This window comes from Sphingomonas sp., from assembly GCF_041661825.1.
Classification (GTDB): domain Bacteria; phylum Pseudomonadota; class Alphaproteobacteria; order Sphingomonadales; family Sphingomonadaceae; genus Sphingomonas.
In genome coordinates, this window is record NZ_JBAZTU010000003.1 from 1,051,683 (window position 1) to 1,073,290 (window position 21,608).

28 protein-coding genes are annotated in these 21,608 nt (G+C 65.5%); 17 read left to right on the top strand and 11 right to left on the bottom strand.

From position 1 onward, the window contains the following. The first annotated feature begins 106 nt into the window (after window positions 1-106). The 11 genes from cyoA to WC729_RS17970 all read left to right on the top strand — a co-directional run bounded on the left by cyoA (window position 107) and on the right by WC729_RS17970 (window position 10,240). The gene (gene cyoA / locus WC729_RS17920) at window positions 107-1,069 is read left to right on the top strand and encodes a ubiquinol oxidase subunit II (RefSeq protein WP_372855211.1); all 963 of its coding nucleotides are present in this window, start codon (window positions 107-109) and stop codon (window positions 1,067-1,069) included. An 8-nt stretch (window positions 1,070-1,077) separates the two neighbouring features. Further along, window positions 1,078-3,084, top strand: a complete 2,007-nt coding sequence (gene cyoB / locus WC729_RS17925) for a cytochrome o ubiquinol oxidase subunit I (RefSeq protein ID WP_372855213.1) — start codon at window positions 1,078-1,080, stop codon at window positions 3,082-3,084. Between the two features lie 3 nt (window positions 3,085-3,087). Beyond that, on the top strand, window positions 3,088-3,711 hold the full coding sequence (gene cyoC, locus WC729_RS17930; protein WP_372855215.1) for a cytochrome o ubiquinol oxidase subunit III: 624 nt from the start codon (window positions 3,088-3,090) through the stop codon (window positions 3,709-3,711). Then, window positions 3,708-4,070: a cytochrome o ubiquinol oxidase subunit IV gene (gene cyoD / locus WC729_RS17935; RefSeq protein WP_372855217.1), complete on the top strand. Its 363-nt coding sequence runs from the start codon at window positions 3,708-3,710 to the stop codon at window positions 4,068-4,070. The genes cyoC and cyoD overlap by 4 nt, the downstream gene beginning before the upstream one ends. Next, window positions 4,067-4,747 (top strand): SURF1 family protein, encoded by a 681-nt coding sequence (locus tag WC729_RS17940; protein ID WP_372855219.1) that lies wholly within the window; start codon window positions 4,067-4,069, stop codon window positions 4,745-4,747. The genes cyoD and WC729_RS17940 overlap by 4 nt, the downstream gene beginning before the upstream one ends. A 9-nt stretch (window positions 4,748-4,756) precedes the next feature. Next, complete coding sequence (locus tag WC729_RS17945) at window positions 4,757-6,070, top strand: ATP-binding protein (protein ID WP_372855221.1); 1,314 nt, start codon at window positions 4,757-4,759, stop codon at window positions 6,068-6,070. Further along, on the top strand, window positions 6,063-6,599 hold the full coding sequence (locus tag WC729_RS17950; RefSeq protein ID WP_372855223.1) for a response regulator transcription factor: 537 nt from the start codon (window positions 6,063-6,065) through the stop codon (window positions 6,597-6,599). The genes WC729_RS17945 and WC729_RS17950 overlap by 8 nt, the downstream gene beginning before the upstream one ends. A gap of 36 nt (window positions 6,600-6,635) precedes the next feature. Further along, entirely contained in the window at window positions 6,636-6,956 is a 321-nt protein-coding gene (locus WC729_RS17955; protein WP_372855225.1) for a hypothetical protein, read from the top strand. 104 nt (window positions 6,957-7,060) lie between these two features. Next, on the top strand, window positions 7,061-8,392 hold the full coding sequence (locus tag WC729_RS17960; protein WP_372855227.1) for a hypothetical protein: 1,332 nt from the start codon (window positions 7,061-7,063) through the stop codon (window positions 8,390-8,392). Window positions 8,393-8,511: 119 nt separating this feature from the next. Then, complete coding sequence (locus WC729_RS17965) at window positions 8,512-9,789, top strand: ectonucleotide pyrophosphatase/phosphodiesterase (RefSeq protein WP_372855503.1); 1,278 nt, start codon at window positions 8,512-8,514, stop codon at window positions 9,787-9,789. Window position 9,790: 1 nt separating this feature from the next. Continuing rightward, window positions 9,791-10,240, top strand: coding sequence for a MaoC family dehydratase (locus WC729_RS17970; RefSeq protein WP_372855229.1), 450 nt, complete (start codon window positions 9,791-9,793; stop codon window positions 10,238-10,240). A 21-nt stretch (window positions 10,241-10,261) separates the two neighbouring features. On the opposite strand, the gene WC729_RS17975 is transcribed toward WC729_RS17970, so the two are convergent. The 8 genes from WC729_RS17975 to WC729_RS18010 form a co-directional block, all read right to left on the bottom strand. Further along, window positions 10,262-10,663 carry a hypothetical protein gene (locus WC729_RS17975; protein WP_372855231.1) on the bottom strand — a complete coding sequence of 134 codons (402 nt, stop codon included), beginning with the start codon at window positions 10,661-10,663 and terminating at the stop codon, window positions 10,262-10,264. Between the two features lie 107 nt (window positions 10,664-10,770). Next, on the bottom strand, window positions 10,771-11,274 hold the full coding sequence (locus WC729_RS17980) for a DUF5681 domain-containing protein (RefSeq protein ID WP_372855233.1): 504 nt from the start codon (window positions 11,272-11,274) through the stop codon (window positions 10,771-10,773). 180 nt (window positions 11,275-11,454) lie between these two features. Then, a complete protein-coding gene (locus WC729_RS17985; protein WP_372855235.1) occupies window positions 11,455-11,901 on the bottom strand; it encodes a hypothetical protein in 447 nt (148 codons plus the stop codon). A gap of 90 nt (window positions 11,902-11,991) precedes the next feature. Continuing rightward, window positions 11,992-12,579, bottom strand: a complete 588-nt coding sequence (locus WC729_RS17990) for an adenine phosphoribosyltransferase (RefSeq protein WP_372855237.1) — start codon at window positions 12,577-12,579, stop codon at window positions 11,992-11,994. Next, window positions 12,554-13,399, bottom strand: a complete 846-nt coding sequence (locus WC729_RS17995) for a cytochrome c1 (RefSeq protein WP_372855239.1) — start codon at window positions 13,397-13,399, stop codon at window positions 12,554-12,556. Before WC729_RS17995 ends, WC729_RS17990 begins: the two co-directional genes overlap by 26 nt. 15 nt (window positions 13,400-13,414) lie before the next feature. Then, the gene (locus WC729_RS18000) at window positions 13,415-14,704 is read right to left on the bottom strand and encodes a cytochrome bc complex cytochrome b subunit (protein ID WP_372855241.1); all 1,290 of its coding nucleotides are present in this window, start codon (window positions 14,702-14,704) and stop codon (window positions 13,415-13,417) included. Between the two features lie 10 nt (window positions 14,705-14,714). After that, the gene (petA, locus tag WC729_RS18005; RefSeq protein ID WP_372855243.1) at window positions 14,715-15,299 is read right to left on the bottom strand and encodes a ubiquinol-cytochrome c reductase iron-sulfur subunit; all 585 of its coding nucleotides are present in this window, start codon (window positions 15,297-15,299) and stop codon (window positions 14,715-14,717) included. Further along, entirely contained in the window at window positions 15,300-15,431 is a 132-nt protein-coding gene (locus WC729_RS18010; protein ID WP_372855245.1) for a hypothetical protein, read from the bottom strand. Window positions 15,432-15,483: 52 nt separating this feature from the next. Between WC729_RS18010 and WC729_RS18015 the strand changes: the two genes are divergently transcribed. The 3 genes from WC729_RS18015 to WC729_RS18025 all read left to right on the top strand — a co-directional run bounded on the left by WC729_RS18015 (window position 15,484) and on the right by WC729_RS18025 (window position 17,436). Beyond that, window positions 15,484-15,933 carry a tRNA (cytidine(34)-2'-O)-methyltransferase gene (locus WC729_RS18015; protein ID WP_372855247.1) on the top strand — a complete coding sequence of 150 codons (450 nt, stop codon included), beginning with the start codon at window positions 15,484-15,486 and terminating at the stop codon, window positions 15,931-15,933. 76 nt (window positions 15,934-16,009) lie between these two features. After that, the gene (gene hemF, locus WC729_RS18020) at window positions 16,010-16,849 is read left to right on the top strand and encodes an oxygen-dependent coproporphyrinogen oxidase (protein WP_372855249.1); all 840 of its coding nucleotides are present in this window, start codon (window positions 16,010-16,012) and stop codon (window positions 16,847-16,849) included. Further along, complete coding sequence (locus WC729_RS18025; protein WP_372855251.1) at window positions 16,840-17,436, top strand: GNAT family N-acetyltransferase; 597 nt, start codon at window positions 16,840-16,842, stop codon at window positions 17,434-17,436. The genes hemF and WC729_RS18025 overlap by 10 nt, the downstream gene beginning before the upstream one ends. Here WC729_RS18025 and WC729_RS18030 read toward each other — a convergent pair. Both WC729_RS18030 and WC729_RS18035 read right to left on the bottom strand, forming a co-directional pair. Continuing rightward, window positions 17,403-18,149, bottom strand: a complete 747-nt coding sequence (locus WC729_RS18030; RefSeq protein ID WP_372855253.1) for a hypothetical protein — start codon at window positions 18,147-18,149, stop codon at window positions 17,403-17,405. The genes WC729_RS18025 and WC729_RS18030 overlap by 34 nt on opposite strands. Then, the gene (locus WC729_RS18035) at window positions 18,146-18,967 is read right to left on the bottom strand and encodes a hypothetical protein (protein WP_372855255.1); all 822 of its coding nucleotides are present in this window, start codon (window positions 18,965-18,967) and stop codon (window positions 18,146-18,148) included. Before WC729_RS18035 ends, WC729_RS18030 begins: the two co-directional genes overlap by 4 nt. A gap of 116 nt (window positions 18,968-19,083) precedes the next feature. On the opposite strand from WC729_RS18035, the gene lipB reads away from it, so the two are divergent. From lipB to WC729_RS18050, 3 genes are all read left to right on the top strand, one after another. Beyond that, on the top strand, window positions 19,084-19,752 hold the full coding sequence (gene lipB, locus WC729_RS18040) for a lipoyl(octanoyl) transferase LipB (RefSeq protein WP_372855257.1): 669 nt from the start codon (window positions 19,084-19,086) through the stop codon (window positions 19,750-19,752). Between the two features lie 101 nt (window positions 19,753-19,853). Beyond that, window positions 19,854-20,105 carry a hypothetical protein gene (locus WC729_RS18045; protein ID WP_372855259.1) on the top strand — a complete coding sequence of 84 codons (252 nt, stop codon included), beginning with the start codon at window positions 19,854-19,856 and terminating at the stop codon, window positions 20,103-20,105. A gap of 173 nt (window positions 20,106-20,278) precedes the next feature. Beyond that, window positions 20,279-20,965: a hypothetical protein gene (locus WC729_RS18050; protein WP_372855261.1), complete on the top strand. Its 687-nt coding sequence runs from the start codon at window positions 20,279-20,281 to the stop codon at window positions 20,963-20,965. A gap of 1 nt (window position 20,966) precedes the next feature. Here WC729_RS18050 and queE read toward each other — a convergent pair whose 3' ends face one another. Further along, window positions 20,967-21,599: a 7-carboxy-7-deazaguanine synthase gene (queE, locus tag WC729_RS18055; RefSeq protein ID WP_372855263.1), complete on the bottom strand. Its 633-nt coding sequence runs from the start codon at window positions 21,597-21,599 to the stop codon at window positions 20,967-20,969. Window positions 21,600-21,608: the final 9 nt, after the last annotated feature.

Genomic DNA, 21,608 nt, shown 5'->3' on the forward strand with positions numbered 1-21,608 from the left:
ACCCAGAGCGGGTTTCGAGGGCATAGGACAAATTGTCCAATCGTGCCGGGGCCCGGTGCGGGCGTAGGCGGCCCGGATGACCTCTCCTGGCATCTCTCCCTCGCGCATGATCCGCCGGATTGCCCCCCTGGCGTTGCTCCTGCTCGGAGGGTGCGGGCTTCAGGTGCTCGATCCGGCGGGCGACGTCGCGAGCCAGCAGGCGCAGATCCTGATCATCTCGACGGTGCTGATGCTGGTCATCATCGTGCCGGTGATGGCGCTGACGGTCTTCTTCGCCTGGCGCTATCGCGCGTCGAGCAAGACCGCCGAGCATCGCCCCGACTGGGACCATTCGACCGGGCTCGAGCTGATCATCTGGTCGGCGCCGCTGCTGATCATCATCATGCTCGGCGCGATCACCTGGATCAGCACGCATACGCTCGATCCGTATCGCCGGCTCGAACGGATCGCGCCGGGGCGGACGATCGCGGCACATGCCAAACCGCTCGAAATCCAGGTCGTCTCGCTCGACTGGAAATGGCTGTTCATCTATCCCGAACAGGGCATCGCCACGGTCAACCAGCTCGCGCTGCCGGTCGACCGTGAGGTCCGCTTCCGCCTGACCTCCGGCAATGTGATGAACTCCTTCTACGTGCCCGCGCTTGCCGGGCAGATCTACACCATGGCGGGCATGGAGACGAAGCTGCACGCCGTGCTCAACCGGCCGGGCGTGTTCGAGGGCTTCTCCGCCAATTACAGCGGCGCCGGTTTTTCCGGCATGCATTTCAAGGTCGCCGGGATGGACGATGCCGGCTTCGCCCGCTGGGTCGAGAAGACCCGCCAGGGCGGCGGCCTGCTCGACCGCCAAGCCTATCTGGCGGCCGCCCGCCCGAGCGAGAATGTCCCGCCCGGCTATTGGTCGTCAGTCGATCCGCAGCTGTTCGCCCGCATCGTCGACATGTGCGTCGAGCCGGGCAAGCCCTGCATGACCGAGACGATGAAGCACGACATGGCCGGGTCCGCGACAGGCCACGCCATGCATATGCCGGCCTCTCCCACCCAGCCCCCCGCACATCCATCGCATCGCTGAGGACCATCATGTCCCCCGACCTTATGAAGACCATCTTCGGCCGCTTCACGCTGGAGGCATTGCCGCTGCACGAGCCGATCGTGGTGATGACGTTCCTCGCGGTCGCGGCGGGCGGCGTCGCGCTGCTCGCGGTGCTGACCTATTACAAATGCTGGAGCTATCTCTGGAACGAGTGGTTCACCAGCGTCGACCACAAGCGCATCGGGGTCATGTACATGATCCTGGGCTTCATCATGCTGCTGCGCGGCTTTTCCGACGCGATCATGATGCGCCTGCAGCAGGCGATGGCGTTCGGCCCGAACCAGGGATATCTGCCCGCCGACCATTACGACCAGATCTTCACCGCCCACGGCGTGATCATGATCTTCTTCGTGGCGATGCCGTTCGTCACCGGGCTGATGAACTTCGCGGTCCCGCTGCAGATCGGCGCGCGCGACGTGTCCTTCCCCTATCTCAACAATTTCAGCTTCTGGATGACGGCGGCGGGCGCTGCGATCGTCATGATGAGCCTGTTCGTCGGCGAGTTCGCGCGGACCGGCTGGCTGGCGATGGCGCCCTTGTCGGGGATCGACGCTTCGCCCGATGTCGGGGTCGATTATTATATCTGGGCGCTTCAGGTCGCGGGGGTCGGGACGTTGTTATCCGGCATCAACCTGATCGCGACGATCGTGAAGATGCGCGCGCCGGGCATGACGATCATGAAGATGCCGGTCTTCACTTGGACCGCGCTGTGCACCAACATCCTGATCGTCGCCGCCTTCCCGGTGCTGACCGCAGTGCTCGCGCTGCTCGGCCTCGACCGCTATTTCGGCACGCATTTCTTCACCAACTCCATGGGCGGCAACCCCATGATGTATGTGAACATGATCTGGATCTGGGGCCATCCCGAGGTCTACATCCTGATCCTGCCCGCCTTCGGCATCTTCTCCGAAGTCACCTCGACCTTCTGCGGCAAGCGGCTCTTCGGCTATACCTCGATGGTCTATGCGACGGTGGTCATCACCATCCTGTCGTACCTCGTGTGGCTCCATCACTTCTTCACCATGGGCTCGGGCGCGAGCGTCAACAGCTTCTTCGGCATCACGACGATGATCATCTCGATCCCGACCGGCGCGAAGATCTTCAACTGGCTGTTCACGATGTACCACGGCAAGATCCGCTTCGAGCTGCCGATGATGTGGACCATCGCGTTCATGCTGACCTTCACTGTCGGCGGCATGACCGGCGTCATGCTCGCGGTACCCCCGGCCGATTTCGTGCTGCACAATTCGCTGTTCCTGGTGGCGCATTTCCATAACGTCATCATCGGCGGCGTCGTGTTCGGCATGTTCGCCGGCATCACCTACTGGTTCCCCAAGGCGTTCGGCTTCAAGCTCGATCCTTTCTGGGGCAAGGTCAGCTTCTGGTTCTGGGTTTCGGGCTATTGGTTCGCTTTCACCCCGCTCTATGTGCTCGGTCTGATGGGCGTGACGCGCCGCCTGCGCCATTTCGACGATCCGTCGTTGCAGGTCTGGTTCCTGATCGCCGCGTTCGGCGCGGGGCTGATCGCGCTCGGCGTGCTGGCCCAGCTCATCCAGTTCTATGTCAGCATCCGCGACCGCAACACCGATCGGCTGCGCGACACGACCGGCGATCCCTGGGGCGGTCGCACGCTCGAATGGGCGACCTCCTCGCCCCCGCCCGCCTATAATTTCGCCTTCACGCCGGTGATCCACGATCTCGACGCCTGGTACGACATGAAAGCGCGCGGCCATGCCCGCCCGGTCGAGGGCTTCCGCGCGATCCTGATGCCGAAGAACACGCCCACCGGCCTGATCCTGGCCGGCCTGAGCTTCACCTTCGCAGTCGCGATGATCTGGTATGTCTGGTGGCTGGCTGCGGCGAGCCTGATCGGCGTGGTCGCCGTCGCGATCCGGCACAGCTTCAACTACGACCGCGAATTCCACATCCCGGTGGATCTCGTGACCGCCACCGAGAGCGATCGCACCCGGCGGCTCGCAGCGCTGGAGGCCTGACCGATGGCTAACACAGCAACCCCGACCGACGCGCCGGCCTTCTATCTCGCCGACGAGCACGACCACGAAGCCGGCGGCAGCACGATGCTGGGCTTCTGGATCTACCTGATGAGCGACTGCCTCATCTTCGCGATGCTGTTCGCCTGTTACGGAGTGTTCGGCAATGCCTATGCCGGCGGCCCTAAACCGGCCGAGATCTTCGAGCTGCCGCTGGTCGCGCTCAACACCTCGATGCTGCTGCTGTCCTCGATCACCTATGGCTTCGCGATGCTGGCCATGGCGGAGGACCGCAAGGCCGGCACGCTTGCCTGGCTGGCGGTCACCGGGTTGTTCGGCCTGGCGTTCGTCGGGGTAGAGCTGCACGAATTCTCCGCGCTGATCGCCGAGGGCGCGACGCCGCAGCGGAGCGCTTTCCTCTCCGCCTTCTTCACCCTGGTCGGCACGCACGGCCTGCACGTCTCGCTCGGGATCGTCTGGCTGGTGACCTTGATGGTCCAGGTCGGGCGGCACGGACTGGGTGCTGCCAACAAGCGCCGGCTGATGTGCCTGTCGCTGTTCTGGCACTTTCTCGACGTGATCTGGATCGGCGTGTTCACCTTCGTCTACCTGCTCGGAGTCATCAGATGAGCGCTGACAGCCACAGCCACGACGCCCCCGCGCACGGCACGCGCCGCAGCTATCTGACCGGGTTCGCCCTGTCGGTGGTGCTGACCGCCATCCCTTTCTGGCTGGTGATGACCGGCGCGCTCGGCAACAATCAGGTCACCGCGCTGGTGATCATGGGCTTCGCCTTCGTCCAGGTGATCGTCCACATGATCTTTTTCCTCCACCTCGATACGCGGTCCGAGGGCGGCTGGAACATGCTGGCGCTGATCTTCACTTTGGTGCTGGTGGCGATCGTGCTGATCGGGTCGCTCTGGGTCATGTATCACATGAACCTCAACATGATGCCGGCCATGGGGTCGCATGACGCGAGCGTGATGTGAAACGCTTCGTCCTGGGGGCGCTAACGCTCCTGGTGGTGGCCGGGCTGGTATCGCTCGGAGTCTGGCAGCTCGAACGCCGCCAATGGAAGCTCGCGCTGATCGAGCAGGTCGACCGCCGGCTCGCCGCGGCGCCCGCCCCTGCTCCCGGACCAGCGCTCTGGCCGCGCATCGCGCGCAGCGATGCCTATACCCGAGTCACCGTCCGCGGCAGCTTCCGCAACGATCGTGAGACGCTGGTGCAGGCAGTGACCGAGCTTGGCCCGGGCTTTTGGGTACTCGCCCCGCTGGTCACCGATCGGGGCTTCACTGTGCTGGTCAATCGCGGCTTCGTGCCGACCGGCCGGAAATCCTGGGCGCGCGACGCCGCTCCCGTCACGATCACCGGCCTTCTCCGCATCAGCGAACCCAAGGGCGGTTTCCTGCGATCGAACGATCCCGCCGCCGGCCGCTGGTATTCGCGCGACGTGGCGGCGATCGCGGCGGCGAAGTCGCTGGGCACGGTTGCGCCCTATTTCATCGATGCGGATGCTACCTCGACCACAACCTGGCCGCGCGCCGGGCTGACGGTGATCGCTTTCCCCAACAACCATCTCCAATATGCACTGACCTGGTTCACTATGGCCGCCCTGCTCGCCGGGGTCAGCCTGCGCATGGCGCTCCGCCGCAAGGCCGCCTAGATACGGCCGATGGCCGCCATCGACGCCCTTCTACCCGCCGAGCGATCGACGCAGAGCGCCGCGGTCGCCAGCGCGCGCAACATGCTGCTGCTCACCCATCTGCGCTGGCTTGCGGCGGTGGGGCAGCTCGGCACGATCCTGTTCGTCAATCTGGTGCTGGGCGTCGCGCTGCCGATGGCCGCGATGATCGCGGTGGTCGGCGGGCTGATCCTGCTCAACATCGGTACGCTGATCACGCTCGCGCAGCGCCGCCCGGTCTCCAACTGGCATTTGTTCCTCGCGCTGCTCGTCGATTTCGCCGCGCTGACCGCGCAGCTCTACATGAGCGGCGGGGCGACCAACCCGTTTGCCCCGATCGGCCTGCTCCAGGTGGTGCTCGGCGCGGTGCTGCTCGAAGCCTGGTCGAGCTGGGCATTGCTGGCGCTACACAGCGCGGCGTTCGGGCTGCTCGCTATCTACCACGATCCGCTCGACCTGCCGCCGGCCTATGCCAGCACCCTGTCGCCGGCGCATCTCTTCGCGAGCTGGGTCAATTTCGTGCTCGCGGCGGTGCTGCTGGTGTTCTTCGTCACGCGGATCGGGCGCAATTTGCGCCGGCGCGACGCGAGCCTGGCCGAGATGCGCCAGCGCGCGGCCGAGGAGGATCATATCGTGCGTATGGGCTTGCTCGCCTCGGGCGCAGCGCATGAACTGGGCACGCCGCTCTCTTCGCTGTCCGTGATCCTCGGCGACTGGCGCAAGCAGCCCGCCCTGCGCGCCGATCCCGCACTGTCGGTGGAGATCGAGGAGATGCAGGCAGCGGTCGCGCGGTGCAAGGAGATCGTCGGCGGCATCCTCTATGCCTCGGGCGAAGCGCGCAGCGAGGATCTGGAGCGCACCAGGCTCAGGGCGTTCCTCGCAACGGTCACCGGCCCCTGGTCGGCGCAGCATCCGGGCAAATTCGCCTTTATCGACCGGCTGGAGCGCAATCCCGCGATCGCCGCCGACCGCACCCTGGCGCAGATCGTGACCAACGTGCTCGACAACGCCGCCGAAGCAGGGGCGACCCGGATCGCGATGACCGCCGAGATGATCGAAGGCGACCTCATCCTCGCCGTCCACGATGACGGCAGCGGCTTTCCGCCCGACATGCTCGATCGGGTGGGCAAGCCCTATGCCTCGACCAAGGACCGGCGCGGCGCGGGGCTCGGCCTGTTCCTCGCGGTCAATGTGATGCGCAAGCTGGGCGGCAGCCTCGACGTCAGGAACGCCGAGGACGGGGGCGCGATGGTCACCCTTTCGGTCCCGCTCGCCGCGCTGGCGCTGGACGATGCCGATGGCTGACCCGAAGCTGCTGATCATCGAGGATGATGAAGGTTTCTCGAAGACGCTGTCGCGATCCTTCGAGAAGCGCGGTTACGAGGTCCGCGTGCTGAACGACCCCGCCGGGCTCGCCGCGCTGCTCGAGACCTTCACGCCGGCCTTTGCCGTGGTCGACCTGCGGCTGGGCGGCGCGTCGGGCCTGACCTGCGTCCAGGCGCTGCACGCGCATGACGCGAAGACGCGGATCGTGGTGCTGACCGGCTTTGCCAGCATCTCGACCGCGGTCGAGGCGATCAAGCTCGGCGCCACCAACTATCTGACCAAGCCGTCCGACAGCGACGATATCGAGCGCGCGTTCGACCGGGTCGAGGGCGATGCGAGCGCTGACCTAGCGGTGCGCCCGACGTCGATCAAGACGCTGGAATGGGAGCATATCCACCAGACCCTGGCCGATGTGGATTTCAACGTCTCGGCGGCGGCGCGGCGCCTCGGCATGCATCGCCGCACGCTCGCGCGGAAGCTGGAGAAACGCCATCTGCCGCGTGATTGAGTTGCGGGGGGACCCGCGCCTCCCTATTCTTGTCGCATGATCGCCCGGCTGATCCTGTCGCTGCTGCTCGCCGCGCTGACGCTTCCCTCTATGGCGGCGGCATCGTGCCATGAGGCGCCGGCAACGGAGATGGCTGCGTCGCATCACGGCATGCCGATGCCCGCCGCGCCTGCGCATGACGACAAGGCAGTGGTCGGCCACGCCTGTATCGGCTGCATCCCGCCATCGACGCTGAAGACCGGCGCTGCAGGCGTACCCGTGCCGAGGAGCGCCGAAATCCGCGTCGCGCGCGCCGTGACCTTCGATCCCGGCAAGGCGCCGGCGCCCGACACCCCACCTCCGCGCGCGGAAGCATGATCCCGGGGGCAGCCCTGCCCCGATCATGTTCCTCCTTGCGAGAGTTTCAGACGATGAATCGATATAAGTTGCTCGCGGCTACGGCCGCGGCGGCGCTGATCCCCATGGCTGCATCAGCGCAGACCATGGACCATGGCATGCATCTGCCGGCGCCGACACCTACCCCCACACCGGCCGCCCCGGCAATGGACCCCGATATGCCCATGCCGGCCCCCGCACCTGCGCCCGAAGCGCCGCAGGACCATCACGACCATCATCCCGGCATGGTCATGCCCGGCGATGCCCCCGCGATGGAATCGCCCGCGATTGCCAATGGCTCGGGCACGTCGCGCCTGCCCGCCAATGAAGGGGCGATGCACGGCGTGCACATTCCCGCGGGCGACTGGATGGTGATGCTCCACGGCTATGTGTGGGGCGCGTTTACCGACCAGGGCGGGCCGCGCGGGGACGAAGAGGCCTTCGTCCAGTCGATGGCGATGCTCAGCGCGACGGGCGAGGTCGCACCGGGCGTGCGCCTCGGGCTCCAGTCGATGCTGAGCCTCGAACCGCTGATGGGCGCGAAGGGCTATCCCAATCTCTTCGCCACGGGCGAGACGGCGGACGGCACCACCCATCTCGTCGATCGGCAGCATCCGCACGACCTGTTCATGGAGCTGTCCGGCCGGATCGATGTGGATGTGGCGCCGGGCACCAGCCTGTTCCTCTATGGCGGTCCGGTGGCGGAGCCCGCGCTGGGGCCGTCCGCCTTCATGCACCGCGCCTCGGCGCAATATCTGCCGCTCGCGCCGATCACGCATCACTGGTTCGACAGCACGCACATCACCTATGGCGTGGTGACGGCCGGCGTGGCGACGCCGCGCTTCCAGATCGAGGCGTCCGCCTTTCGCGGGCGCGAGCCGGACCAGTATCGCTGGAACATCGAGACACCGAAGCTCGACAGCTGGAGCGTGCGCGCGACCTGGACGCCCTCGCCCGCCTGGGCGCTACAGGTCAGCCATGGCCGGATCGAGAGCCCCGAACAGCTCGAACCCGACCGCAACGAGGCACGCACCACGGCGAGCGTGCAATATGCAAAAGGCGGGCTTTCCACATTGGTCGCCTTTTCCGCCAAGAAGGATCTGCCTGGCCGCACCTCCACGGCTTGGCTGGCCGAGGCGAACTGGAACATCGGCAAGCACCACACCCTGTTCGGCCGCGCGGAGAATGTCGCCAATGACGAGCTGTTCCCCGATCATGCCGACCCGCTGCACGATCGGATATTCCGGGTAAGCAAATTCGAGGGCGGGTACGCCTATCGATTGCCGTTGCCCGGGCCGTTCGGGCTGGCGGTTGGCGGGGCGCTGGCGGCCTATGCCAAGCCGGCCGCGCTCGATGCGGCTTATGGCGATGCGCCGGTCAGTTATACGCTGTTCGCCAAGCTCTCGCTCGGGCAATAGGCGAGCCGCGAATCCCACCGTCACCCCGGACTTGTTCCGGGGTCCACCGAGCGGCGGGCGCTGGAGGTGAAATGAGCCAGTACGCCAGGCCGCAGAGTGGATGCCGGAACAAGTCCGGCATGACGGGGTGGGTGTTGGCGCTGGCGGCATTGGCATTGTCCGCCTGTGCCGCCACCCCGCCACCCGCGCCGATCGCCTCGGCTCCGGCCGCCGAAGCGCGCGCACCGGTCACCATCCTCGTCTCGATCGACGGGTTCCGCGCCGATTATCTCGATCGCGGCGTAACCCCCAATCTGTCGGCCCTGGCGGCGACCGGCGTGAAGGCGGCAATGCGGCCGTCCTTCCCCTCGAAGACCTTCCCCAATCACTGGGCGATGGTCACTGGGCTCAGGCCCGATCGCACGGGCATCGTCGCCAACGAGATGGAGGATAGCGAACGCCCCGGCGAGATCTTCAAGACGACGACCGACGATCCCTTCTGGTGGAACGCGGCCGAACCGGTCTGGGTGACGGCGGAGAAGGCGGGCATCCGCACCGCGACGATGTTCTGGCCCGGATCCAACGTCGCGATCGGCGGGACGCGCGCCAGGGAGTGGCCCAACGACACCACCGGCGGTACCCGCCCCGAGGACTGGCAGCAGTTCAATATGGCGGTGGACAATAACCAGCGAGTCAACAGCGTGCTCGACTGGCTGCGCCGCCCGTCGCCGATCCGCCCGAAGCTCGTCGCCCTGTATTTCGACACGATCGACACCGCCGGCCACCGGTTCGGCCCCGGCGATCCCCGCACGACCACCGCGATCCGCGAGATCGACGCGTCGATCGGGCAACTGGTCCGCGGTCTCGCCGAGATGGGCCAGCCGGCCAATCTGGTGATCGTCGCCGATCACGGCATGGCCGAGATCAGCAAGGACCGGGTGATCCGGATCGACCAGATCGCCGACCCGGCGGATTACCGCGTGGTCGAGGCGACGACCTATGTCTCGCTCGCTGCGGTGCCAGGGCATGAGGCGGCGCTCGAGGCTGCGCTGCTCAAGCCGCACGAGCACCTCACCTGCTGGCGCAAGGCCGAGATCCCGGCGCGTTTCCATTATGGTCACAACCCGCGCGTCCCGCCCTATTTCTGCCTCGCCGATATCGGCTGGGTGGTGGTGAAGAACGCGTCGTCCAGGACGAGCGACAATGGCAATCATGGTTATGACAATATGGCGCCCGAAATGGCCGCCCTGTTCATCGCCAATGGCCCCGCGATCCGCCCGGCCGGCATGTTGCCGAGCTTCGACAATGTCGATGTCGCGCCGCTGATCCGCGACCTGATCGGCCTGCCCCAGGCAAGCGGGCTGGACGGCGACGACGCGCCGTTCCAGAGCGTACTGATCCGCAATCGGGGCAAGTGACATGCAATATTTCGAGGACATCGAGGTCGGGGCGAAGTCGAGCTTCGGCCGGTATGAGGTCACCCGTGACGAGGTGATCGAATTCGCCTCGAAATACGACCCCCAGCCCTTCCACCTCTCCGACGAGGCCGCCGCTGCCACGCATTTCGGGCGACTGTCGGCCAGCGGCTGGCAGACCTGCGCGATGACCATGTCGATGGTCGTCGCAAACCTGAAGGCGCACAAACAGGCCGGGCTCGGCTCGCCGGGCATCGACGAGCTGCGCTGGCTGAAACCCGTCTATCCCGGCGACGTGCTCCGCTGCGAAACCGAAATCCTCGACAAGCGCGCGTCGCAGAGCCGGCCCGAGATGGGCAGCTATCGCAGCCGGATGACCGTACTCAACCAGGATGACGTGCCGGTCATGACCTTCATCTCGATCGGACTGATCCGGACTCGCCCGGCCGGCTGACCCAGCCGGGCGCGCGTATCCTTAGCGGCGGCGACCGCCGCCGCCACGGTTTCCACCGCCGCCACGCATGCCGCCGCGGTTCACGCCGTAATCGCGCCAGACCGGGCGAACGTCGCGGCGGTCGCGGTGCCAGCTCTGCGACCGGCCCTGCCAATAGCCGCGCTGCCCGTCGTTCCAGCGATGCCGCCGGTTCTGCCGATCATAGACGTAATAGCCGGTGCCCGGATAATAATAGTCACCCTGCCAGCCCCAATAAGGGCTGCCGCTATAGCCACCATAATAGGGATCCCAGTCTCCACCATTATAGCCGAGCGATACGCCGCCATATCCTCCGCCATAGCCGTACCCGTCAGAGGCACAGCCGGAGAGGCCAAAACCGGCGGCAAGCGCGAGACCGGCAATCGAAAGCTTGAAAGGTGACATTGACGCAACTCCCGTGATGGGAGCGCCGATGTGGTGCGGGCAGCGGCGCTTCGATCATAGTCCAACGGCGCAGGCCAGGAGCGGTTCCGCTGCGTGACACCGACTGCTTACGCCTCCCCCGTGTCAGGCACCTCTCGCACCACGACCGCGCCCGTCCGCGAGTCGGCGATGATGTCGTCCGCATAGGATTTTTGCACCACCATTCGCCCTTCCCTGTCCGACCATTCCCGCTCGATCGTGTCGCGCTCGAGCACATTATAGAGCGCAATCTGCGCCCGCTTCTGTTCCGCCTCGGCCGCCTTGACCAATTGCGTCCAGCGATGCTGCGCAGTCTGATTGCCCTGCCGCGCCGCGGTCGCCATCGCGCGCAACACGGCCTCGTGAGTCGACAGATCGAGCACTTCCCCATCCTCCTCCACCGTGACCCGACGATAGGCCTCGGCGAGGATCATCTGCCGACCCGGCTCGGTAGAACCCGGCAATCGGTCGCCCGGCGCTCCGGTCGCCCGCGGCCGCCCGGCAGGGTTGCCGGAAACACCTTTGCGGAAACGATGCTCGACCGGCGGCTTGCCATATCCGGTCGCGGTCGATTCAAACTTGCGTGCGGTCATGCGACGACTCCTTTCATGATTGCCATCGCCCCCAACAAACCCGATTCCGCCGCAAGGTTGAATCAAGCCCCGCTTTTTTCGGCGCCGGGATTACCCTGTTCGGCCGAGCCAATTCCCTGTTCCGCGCCGGCGAACTCCCTGTTCCACGCGAGCAGGGAATTTCCTCGCAAGCCTTTGAGTTCAGGCCGCGACTCGGCAACGAAGCGTGCTTCGGAGACGGTCGAAAAAAAGAAATTCCCTGTTAAATTCCCTGTTACGCCCGCCGGAACAGGGAAATTCGCCTCGTCCGAACCGCCCGCGGCCGAAATCGACCCGGCGTCCGAAATCGGCCCAAACGACGCGCCGCACTATCGCCCCGAATATGCCCGTCAGGCGCGCAAGCTGTGCATGCTCGGCGCTGACGAAGCAGCCATCGCCGACTTCTTCGAGATCGAGATCGCGACCTATGAGGATTGGCGCCTGCACCGGCGGGACTTCGCCGCCGCCATCGCGGCCGGCCGGCGTGCCGTCGATGATCAGGTGGAAGGCGCGCTTTTTAAGCGCGCCTGCGGCTATAGACGGCAAAAGACCAGGACCATCAGGCCCGCATGGGCGGAGGAGCCGATCGTCCTGACGTGGCGGGATCATGTTCCGGCAGACGTGACCGCCGCACTTACATGGCTTGCGGTACGCCGGCCGGACGAATGGGGTGAAGCGCGGCCCGCCAGGGCCCGCCGCTCAATGCCCGTCGAACGCCACCAGCGATCGAACCACGATCCCGTCCTCGCGCAACGCGTCGGCGCCGCCAAGCTCGGGCAGGTCGACCAGGAATCCGGCCTGAGTGACCAAAGCCCCGGCCTTGCGCAGCAGGCGGACGGCGGCGCGCGCAGTGCCGCCGGTGGCGATCAGGTCGTCGACCAGCAGCACGGTCGCCCCCGGCGCGCAGGCATCGGCATGCATCGCAATCCGGTCGGTACCGTATTCGAGCGCATAATCCTCGGCGATCGTCGCGCCGGGCAGTTTGCCGTCCTTGCGGATCAGCAGCACGCCGGCGTTCAACGGCGCCGCCAGCGCGGCCGCGAAGATGAAACCGCGGGCCTCGATCCCGGCGACCAGATCGATCTTGCCCTCAACCTGGGCCGCCATGCGCTCGATGCTGAGCGCAAAGCCCTTCGCGTCGAGCAGCAAGGTCGTGATGTCGCGGAACATGATCCCCGGCTTCGGAAAGTCGGGGATCGTCCGGATCAGTGCCCTGAGGTCGTCATTGGCGCCGGGCGCGCCGACGGCGGAAGCCTCAGTCTCAGTGCTTAACGTTGCGCCAAACATTCTGATACGCTCCCCAGGCCAGGAAGACGAAGATCAGCAGGAAGATGATCACCGGCCAGCCATAGGAATGGCGCGCCGTCAGGTTAGGCTCGGCGGTCCAGACGAGGAAGGCGGAGACGTCCTTCGCCATCTGGTCGACCGTGGGCTTGGTGCCGTCGAGATAGGTCACCTGGCCTTCGCTGGTCAGCGGCGGCGGCATGGCGATGTTCATCGTCGCGAAATAGGGGTTCGCGTGCAGGCCCTCGGGCGTCTTAACGTCCTTGAATTCCTTGAGCATCTCGGCCGATTGCGGCTCATAGCCGGTCAGGAGCGAGTAGACATAGGCCGGACCGTCATGGCGCGCCTTGGTCATCAGCGACAGGTCCGGCGGGTTCGCGTTGTTGTTCGCCGCACGCGCGGCGATCTCGTTCGCGAAGGGCGACGGGAAGTGATCCGAGGGCACGTTCTTGCGGGTCGCGGGCTCGCCGGTGTCCGGATTGATCGAAGGCTGCTCGATCACCCACTGGTTGGCGATCGCCTTCACCTGGGCTTCGCTATAGCCGATCTTCTGCAGGTCGCGGAACGAGACGTGATGCAGCGAATGGCAGGCCGAGCAGACTTCCTTGAACACCTGGAAGCCGCGCTGCAGCTGGCGATTGTCGAACTTGCCGAACACGCCGTTGGACTCGAGCTCGAGCTCCTTGGGGTGCTTGTGCCATTCGCTCGTCTCGATCGACGGTGCCGCCGGATCGGTGATCTGGCCCTGGACGGTCCAGAAGAGAGCCCAGCCGAGTACGACGACGAACGCCGCACCGACCAGCATTGCAAGATTGCGGACCATTGTAGCTGTTGCCCCTTATTCGGCCGCGAGCGCGGTCTGCGCCGGCGAGGTGCCACCATGCTTCGCCAGCACCGCCTCGGTGATCGAGTTGGGCAGCGGCGTGGGGCGTTCCGCCCGCGAGATGATCGGCACGATGATCAGGAAATGCGCGAAATAATAGGCTGCGCAGATCTGGCTGAGGATGACGTAGAGCGGCGTCGCGGGCGAACCGCCGCACCAGCCCAGGATCAGGACGTCGACGACGAGGATCCAGAAGAAGGTCCGGTAGGTCGGCCGGTAATTGGCCGAGCGGATCGGCGAACTGTCGAGCCAGGGCAGGAAGAACAGCAGCAGGATCGAGCCGAACATCGCCAGCACGCCCCACAGCTTCGCCGGGAGGATGAAGTCCGAGGTGAAGGCACGCAGGATCGCGTAGAACGGCCAGAAATACCATTCGGGCACGATGTGCGCCGGCGTGGAGAGCGAGTTGGCCGGGATGTAATTGTCCGGATGGCCGAGGTAGTTCGGCGCCAGGAAGATCAGCACCGCGAACAGCACCAGGAACACGCCGAGACCGACGCCGTCCTTGGCGGTGTAATAGGGGTGGAACGGCACCGTATCCTGCTCGTCCTTCACTTCGACGCCGGTCGGGTTGTTAGAGCCCGGAATGTGCAGCGCCCAGATGTGGAGGATGATGACGCCCGCGATGACGAACGGCAGCAGGTAATGCAGCGAGAAGAAGCGGTTCAGCGCGGCCTGATCGGGCGCGAAGCCGCCGAGCAGCCAGATGCGGATATAGTCGCCGACGATCGGTATCGCCGAGAAGAAGCCGGTGATCACCTGCGCGCCCCAGAAGCTCATCTGACCCCAGGGAAGCACATAGCCCATGAAGGCAGTGGCCATCATCAGCAGGAAGATGACGACGCCGAGCAGCCAGACCATCTCTCGCGGCGCCTTGTAAGAACCGTAATAGAGGCCGCGGAAGATGTGGATATAGACGACGATGAAGAACATCGCGGCACCGTTGGCGTGTGCGTAGCGCAGCAGCCAGCCGCCGTTCACGTCGCGCATGATGTGCTCGACCGAATTGAACGCGCCGTCCGCCGTCGCGCCATAATGCATGGCGAGCACGATGCCGGTGATGATCTGGATGCCGAGCGCGGCACCGGCGAGCACGCCGAAGTTCCAGAAATAGTTGAGGTTGCGCGGCACCGGGTAACCGGCGCCCACGGCGTTATAGACGAGACGCGGAACGGGCAGCCGTTCGTCGACCCACTTCATCAGCGGGTTGGTGGGTGCGTAATGCTTGGCCCAGGGAAAGCTCATGGGTGCGTCCTCAACCGACCGTTACGGTGGTGGCAGAATTGAATTTATAGTCGGGCACCGCGAGATTCTTCGGGGCCGGGCCTTTGCGGATGCGCGCTGCGGTGTCGTACGCCGAACCGTGGCACGGGCAGAAATAGCCGCCGAACGGCCCGCGATTCTCGCCCTCGCCCGCGCCGAGCGGCACGCAACCGAGATGGGTGCACACGCCGAGCGTGATCAGCCAGTTCTTGTGGCCTTCCTTGGTGCGCTGCTCCAGCGTCTGCGGGTCGCGCAGCTCGCTCACCGGGACCGCATCGGCCTCGGCGATTTCCTTCGGCGTCAGGTTGCGCACGAAGAGCGGCTGTTTGCGGAACGAGGTCTTGATCGCCTGACCCGGCTGGATCTTCGACAGATCGATCTCGGTGGTCGACTGCGCGAGCACGTCGGCCGACGGGTTCATCTGATTGAGCAGCGGCAGCACGACGACAGCACCGCCGACGCCGATCCAGGCCACAGCCGCGATATTGATGAAATCGCGGCGGCGGGGATCCTCCACCTCCTCATGGAACGGTGCCGGGTCTTCCCCAGGCGGTACGGCGGTATCAACAATTGCCATTCACTTGCCCTTGCACTTCAGGTCGCGGCGACGTTCGGAGAAGCGCGTTGCGATTGGTCCGCGCACGCCCGCCGATCCTCCGTCCCCACGGAGGCTGGCGGCCTGATAGACGCGGGCGGTACGCTTTGCCAACAGCATTTTAGCCCTGTTGTTACGCGAGCGGGCAAAGGCCTATGCGAGCGCCATGCGTATGGCCCTTTACCAGCCCGATATCGCCGGCAATGTCGGCACGATCCTGCGGCTTTGCACCTGTCTCGAGGTCGGGGTCGACCTGATCGAACCGATGGGATTCGCCTGGGGGGATCGCGCGCTTGCGCGGGCGGGCATGGACTATCTCGATACCGCCCAGGTGGTTCGCCATGTCGACTGGACGGCGTTCGAGGCGCAGGCGCCGGGCCGGATCGTGCTGCTGACGACGCGCGGCGGCGTGCGTCTCGACGACGCCGAGTTCCGGGCGGACGACATACTCCTCCTCGGCAGCGAGAGCGCGGGCGTGCCGCCGGAGGTCCATGTGCGCGCCGAACTGGCGGTCCGAATCCCGCTGGCGGCGGGCAGGAGATCGCTGAACGTCGCGGTCGCCGCGGGAATCGCGCTGGGCGAGGCACTTCGCCAGACAAAGCGCTGGCCGGCCTGATTCAACTCTGCGCCCGTTCGGCCCAGGACAATCCGTCTTCTCGACTTCCACGGAATCCATCGGCAAAGGCTGGCGCATGGAACTCGACTCCGAACAATCCACCGCCCGCGCCTGGTTCGAAAGCCTGCGCGACCAGATCTGCGCCGAATTCGAATCGATCGAGGCGGAGGCCGGATCGGACGCCAGGTTCGACTATATCGCCTGGGATCGCACCGATCCGTCGGGCGAGCCCGGGGGCGGGGGCGTGCGCGGGGTGATGAAGGGCCAGGTGTTCGAGAAAGTCGGCGTCAACGTCTCGACCGTGGGCGGCAGTTTCGAAGGCGATTTCGCCAAATCGATCCACGGCGCGGGCGAGGATCCGCGATTCTTCGCGACCGGCATCAGCCTGGTCGCGCATATGGCCAACCCACAGGTGCCGGCCGTGCATATGAACACGCGTTTCCTCGTCACGACGAAGCGCTGGTTCGGCGGCGGCGCGGACCTCAACCCGCCCCTGCCCGTCGCTGCCGACACCGAAGACTTCCATGCGACGCTCAAGGCAGCGTGCGATGCGCACGACCCGGCGCATTATCCGCGGTTCAAGCAATGGGCGGACGATTATTTCTACATCCCGCACCGCCAGGTGCACCGCGGCATGGGCGGCATCTTCTACGATCATCTCGAAGGCGATTTCGCGGCGAACTTCGCTTTCACCCAGGATGTTGGCCGCGCCTTTCTCGACGCCTATCCGCGAATCGTGCGGCGGCGGATGGGCGATGCGTTCACCGACGCCGATCTGGCGACGCAGCGCGCCTGGCGCGGGCGTTACGCCGAATTCAACCTGGTCTATGACCGCGGCACGCTGTTCGGGCTCAAGACCGGGGGCAATATCGACGCGATCCTGATGAGCCTGCCGCCGGTCGCCACATGGGACTGACGCCGGTCTCCCCGAACGAAGTGGCGACGATCGTCACCACGCTCGAGATGCGGCAGCGACCGCCGCTGCGACCGATGCCTGCCACCCGCCTGCGCCTCGTCGGGTGGCCGACACCGACACCGGACAAATATCGCGCGCTGTTCAAACGAATCGGCGCGCCCTGGCTATGGTTCTCCCGGTTGGCGATGGACGAGGCGAGCCTGACCCGAATCATCCATGATCCGGGCATCGGGGTGTTCGCCGCGCTCGATCCGGCCGGCGTCGAAGTCGGCATGCTCGAACTGGACTTCCGCACCCCGCGCGAATGCGAAATTTCCTATTTCGGCCTGATTCCCGAACTGGCCGGGCAAGGCCATGGCCGCTGGCTGATGGCCGAGGCGCTGGCGCGCGGTTGGGCCAAAGGGATCGAGCGGGTGTGGGTGCATACCTGCACGCTCGACCATCCGTCGGCCCTTGGCTTCTATCGTGCCTCGGGCTTCACCGCCATCTCGCGGACGATCGAGACCTTTGCCGATCCGCGCGCGACCGGCATGCTGCCGCCCGACGCCGCGCCTCAGATCCCCCGGCTGGACGTCAACCGCCGGTAAAGGGCGACCTGGACCAGGATCGCGCCAAGCACGCCGACCGTGGCGCCCGCCGCGGACCCGATATCGAGCAGCGCGGCGACCACTGGATTGGCCATGGGGGCGCCATCGAGCGTCCCGCCGATCGCCTCGAACGGCCAGGAGAGGAGGTTGCCGGCGAGCAGCGACATGCAGCCGAACCCGGCCAGGATCAGGCCGTAGCCGCGGGTGAGCGTCAGGCTGCGCGACATGGAGCCGATGGCACCATAAGGCTGCTCGGCCACGACCGCGGGCGCTGCCAGCAACAACCGCCCCTGCGCGTAGAAGCCCGGCAGGTAGAAGAGCATCAGGCCGAAATAGACGGGTATCGCGACGAGGATGCTGAGCAGCAGGAAGCGCGGAAACAGACGCAGCGCCCGCACCAGCCCTCGTGCGACGTCCGGGCGTTCCGGATCGAGGTACAAGGTGAAGACCGCCACGACACCGAACAGCGATACCAGTGCAAGCACGACAACGAGCAGGCTATACTGGTTGGACCAAGATTCCATGGCATCCAGCCACGCCTTGAGCGCCGCCTGATCGAGTGTGGCGGGCGTCTTCGGCGGCAAGGCGACGAACAGCTTCATCGCCAGTTCGGGCACGAACAGGAAGAAGCCCGCCACGCCGATCAGCAGGTCGCGATCGCGCTTCCACAGCCGCCAGGCGTCACTGAAGACGCCGTTCACATCGAGGGTCATAGCGAATCGACGATCGCCTCGCGCGCATCGCGCACCGCCAGATAGAGCCTTCCGACAAACGCCGAGGCGAGCACGCTGAACGCAGTGCCAATGACGCTGACGGCGGCGGCGGTCAGCACCGTGCCGATCGTCACCGGGCCGCTGCCCTCCGCAACGAGCCTGAGGATCGACCCGAAGACCAGGTTGGCGGCCAGTATCGAGACGCCCCACACGATGACATAGAGGATCATCACGCCGACGATCTTCAGCGTGATCGGACGAGTCAGCCTGAACGAGCGCGCAAGGGCGCCGAACCACCGCTCCTCCATCAGCAGGATCGGCGTGATCAGCGCGAGGCGGGCGCCGAGCCAGATCAGGACGACCGTGAGAAAGAGGCAATAGAGCAGCAGGAACCCGCCCACGCTCGTCGGAAGATCCGCTGCGCCTGCGCCGCCATTCATCGCTGCCTGGAAATCGAAACCGGCAAGGCCGAGCGCCACCGGGATGGGCAGTACGAGTATGAACATGCCGAGCAGCAGGACCAGCATCAAACCGATGACCGGAACGAGTCGCTTGCTGGCGAGCGCGGTCGCGGCGCTCTTGCCCGAGCCCGGATCGAGCGCGAGCGCAGTAATGGCAAGCTGCCCCCAAAGGGTCACGATCATCAGGACGAGCGACAGAACCTGCACCGTCAGCGCGGTCGCGCCGGGCTGGGCAGTCAACGGTTTGATGCTGGCCGACAGGGCGGACGGAAGGAAGATCGCAAGAAAGGCGATCGGGATGATCGCGGAGAGATTGTCGCTCAAGAATTCGGTCGTGCGATCCCAGACCGTTCCCATGCTTACCATATGCGTCACGTCCTCCCGCGGCGCATCAGCGCCGCCGCCCTGTTAGCGCAGCTTCCTGCGGCACGCCATGCTTGCGCAAGACGCGCGAGTGGCGCAATCGGGCCCGCGTGACTGCCCTTCCCGACGAGATCGAATGGCGCGTCGAACCGGCGCCAATACCCTATGACGAGGCGATCGCCGAGATGGAGGCGCGCGCGGCCGCCGTCGCCGCGGGCGAGGCACGCGAGCTGATCTGGCTGCTGGAACATCCGCCGGTCTATACCGGCGGCACCAGCGCCGACCCGGCCGAACTGCTTGATCCGCGCTTTCCGGTTGTGCAAACCGGACGCGGCGGCCGCTATACCTATCACGGACCCGGGCAGCGGATCGGCTATCTCGTCCTCGATCTCAACAAGCGCGGGCGCGACGTGCGGCATTTCGTCCACAGCCTCGAAGGATGGCTAATCGCAGCGCTGGAGGAGATCGGCATCGCGGCGTTCCGCGCGCCCGGCCGCATCGGCATCTGGACCAATGTCCCCTCGCCTTTCGGCGGTCCGGGCGAGGCCAAGATCGGCGCGATCGGGGTCCGCGTGCGGCGCTGGACCACGCTGCACGGCTTCTCGGTCAACCTCTCGCCCGACCTGTCGCACTTCGGCGGGATCGTGCCGTGCGGGCTGCCGGACTATCCCGTGACCAGCGCCGAAGCGCTCGGCAAGCCATCGGATTTTGCAACTTTTGACGCAGCGCTGGCGTTTGCGTGTCCTGCGTTCCTGCAAACTCTTTCTTCTGGCCGATAAAACGAGGCTTGAGGGGCGCTCGATATCAGACTAATGTCCACCACGGTTTGGGTATTAAGGGTCTCGAGACCATCCAAATCCACTATCTAGGGAGCTTTCCAATGCGTGCATTCATTTCCAAGGTCGTTACCGGTTCGATGATCGCCGGCGCGGCGCTGATGGTTTCGGCCTGCGGCCCGAAGACCGAGACGACCACGACCAACGACACCACCATCACCGAGATGGGCAACGACACCACGATTTCGGACAACATGACCACCGTCGACAGCACCTCGATGGACGGCAACATGATGGGCAACGACACCGCGGTCGTCACCAACGAGACCTCGACGACGACCACGAACGCCCAGTAATCGCCCGCCAGGGTTAGATTGTTTGGGGGGCCGTCCGGGAAACCGGGCGGCCCTTTCGATTCAACCGACCAACGATGCCGGTAGGGGGAGTTCCTGCGAAGGAAAAAGCCTTGGGTTGGGAATCGAAAAGCCTTAACCCTGCCGACACACTGTCCCGAGAGGTTGACGAGGCGATGATCAAGCTGTTGCGTATCCTTTGTTCGTCCGCTGTCGCGATCGGCGCCTTTGCCGCTGCCCCCGCTTCGGCGCAGTTCTTCCTCGTCGAAAAGGACATGTCCGGGGTTGCCGTGCGCGGCCACGAGACCGGCCTTGGCCAGGAGCTGCCGGGCGCGACCGAGGCGGAGCAGCGCGCTGCTCTGGTATGGAACATGCGCGCCGCGCTCAACGTGGCGGCGCTGCAGTGCCAGTTCGAGCCGACCTTGATGACTCAGGCCAACTACAACGTCATCCTGATGAATCACGCGGACGAGCTGAAGAAATCCTACGACGTGCTGACCAAATATTTCACACGCACCGGCAAGACCGTGAAGGCCGGCCAGACCGCGCTCGACCAGTTCGGCACCCGCACCTATTCCAGCTTCACGACCGTTTCCGCGCAATATGGCTTCTGCCAGACAGCCGCCCGGATCGCCCGCGACGCGATCTTCGCACCGCGCGGCTCCTTCTACACGATCGCGGAGGGCCGGACGCGCGAGCTGCGCAACAGCCTGATCCCGACCGGCGAGCAGCGCTACCCGCGTGGCATCTTGTTCACGCGCCAGGCAGGCACCCTGCCCCGCTTCGACGAGATATGCTGGGACAAGAAGGGATACTGGATCGCCAAGAAGTGCGGCGCCTTTCAGCTGAGCGCAATCAACTGATCTAACGCAAGCCGAGCGCCTTGTGCGCCTGCAGGGTCAGGCGCCATTTCGGGCGCGCGAGCACGAAATCGATCGCGGCCGCCTGGTTTTCGACCAGCGCAATATCGTCCATCGGCTGGACCAGGAAATGGGTGAAGTCCCAGCCCTCGATCGCCTCGACGTCGCTGCCGGGCTGCGGCCAGACCAGCTTCATCTCGTCACCCGAGCGCTGCACCACATCGCTGCCTGCCTTGGGACTGATGCAGACCCAGTCGATGCCGGGATGCGCCGCGATCGTGCCATTGCTCTCGATCGCGATGACGAAGCCTGCCGCGTGGAGCGCATCGACCAGTGCATCGTCGACCTGCAGCATCGGCTCACCGCCGGTGAGCACGACAAAGCGCTCGGCCATGCCCTCACCCCAATGATCGACGACCGCCGCAGCCAGTGCGCCGGAATCAGCGAACTTGCCGCCGCCAGCACCATCGGTACCGACAAAATCAGTGTCGCAGAAGCGGCAGACCGCAGTCGCACGGTCCTGCTTGCGGCCCGACCAGAGGTTGCAGCCGGCAAAGCGCACGAATACCGCCCGACGCCCGGCGTTCACGCCCTCGCCCTGCAGGGTGAGGAACATCTCCTTGACCGTGTAGCTCATCGCCCGCGT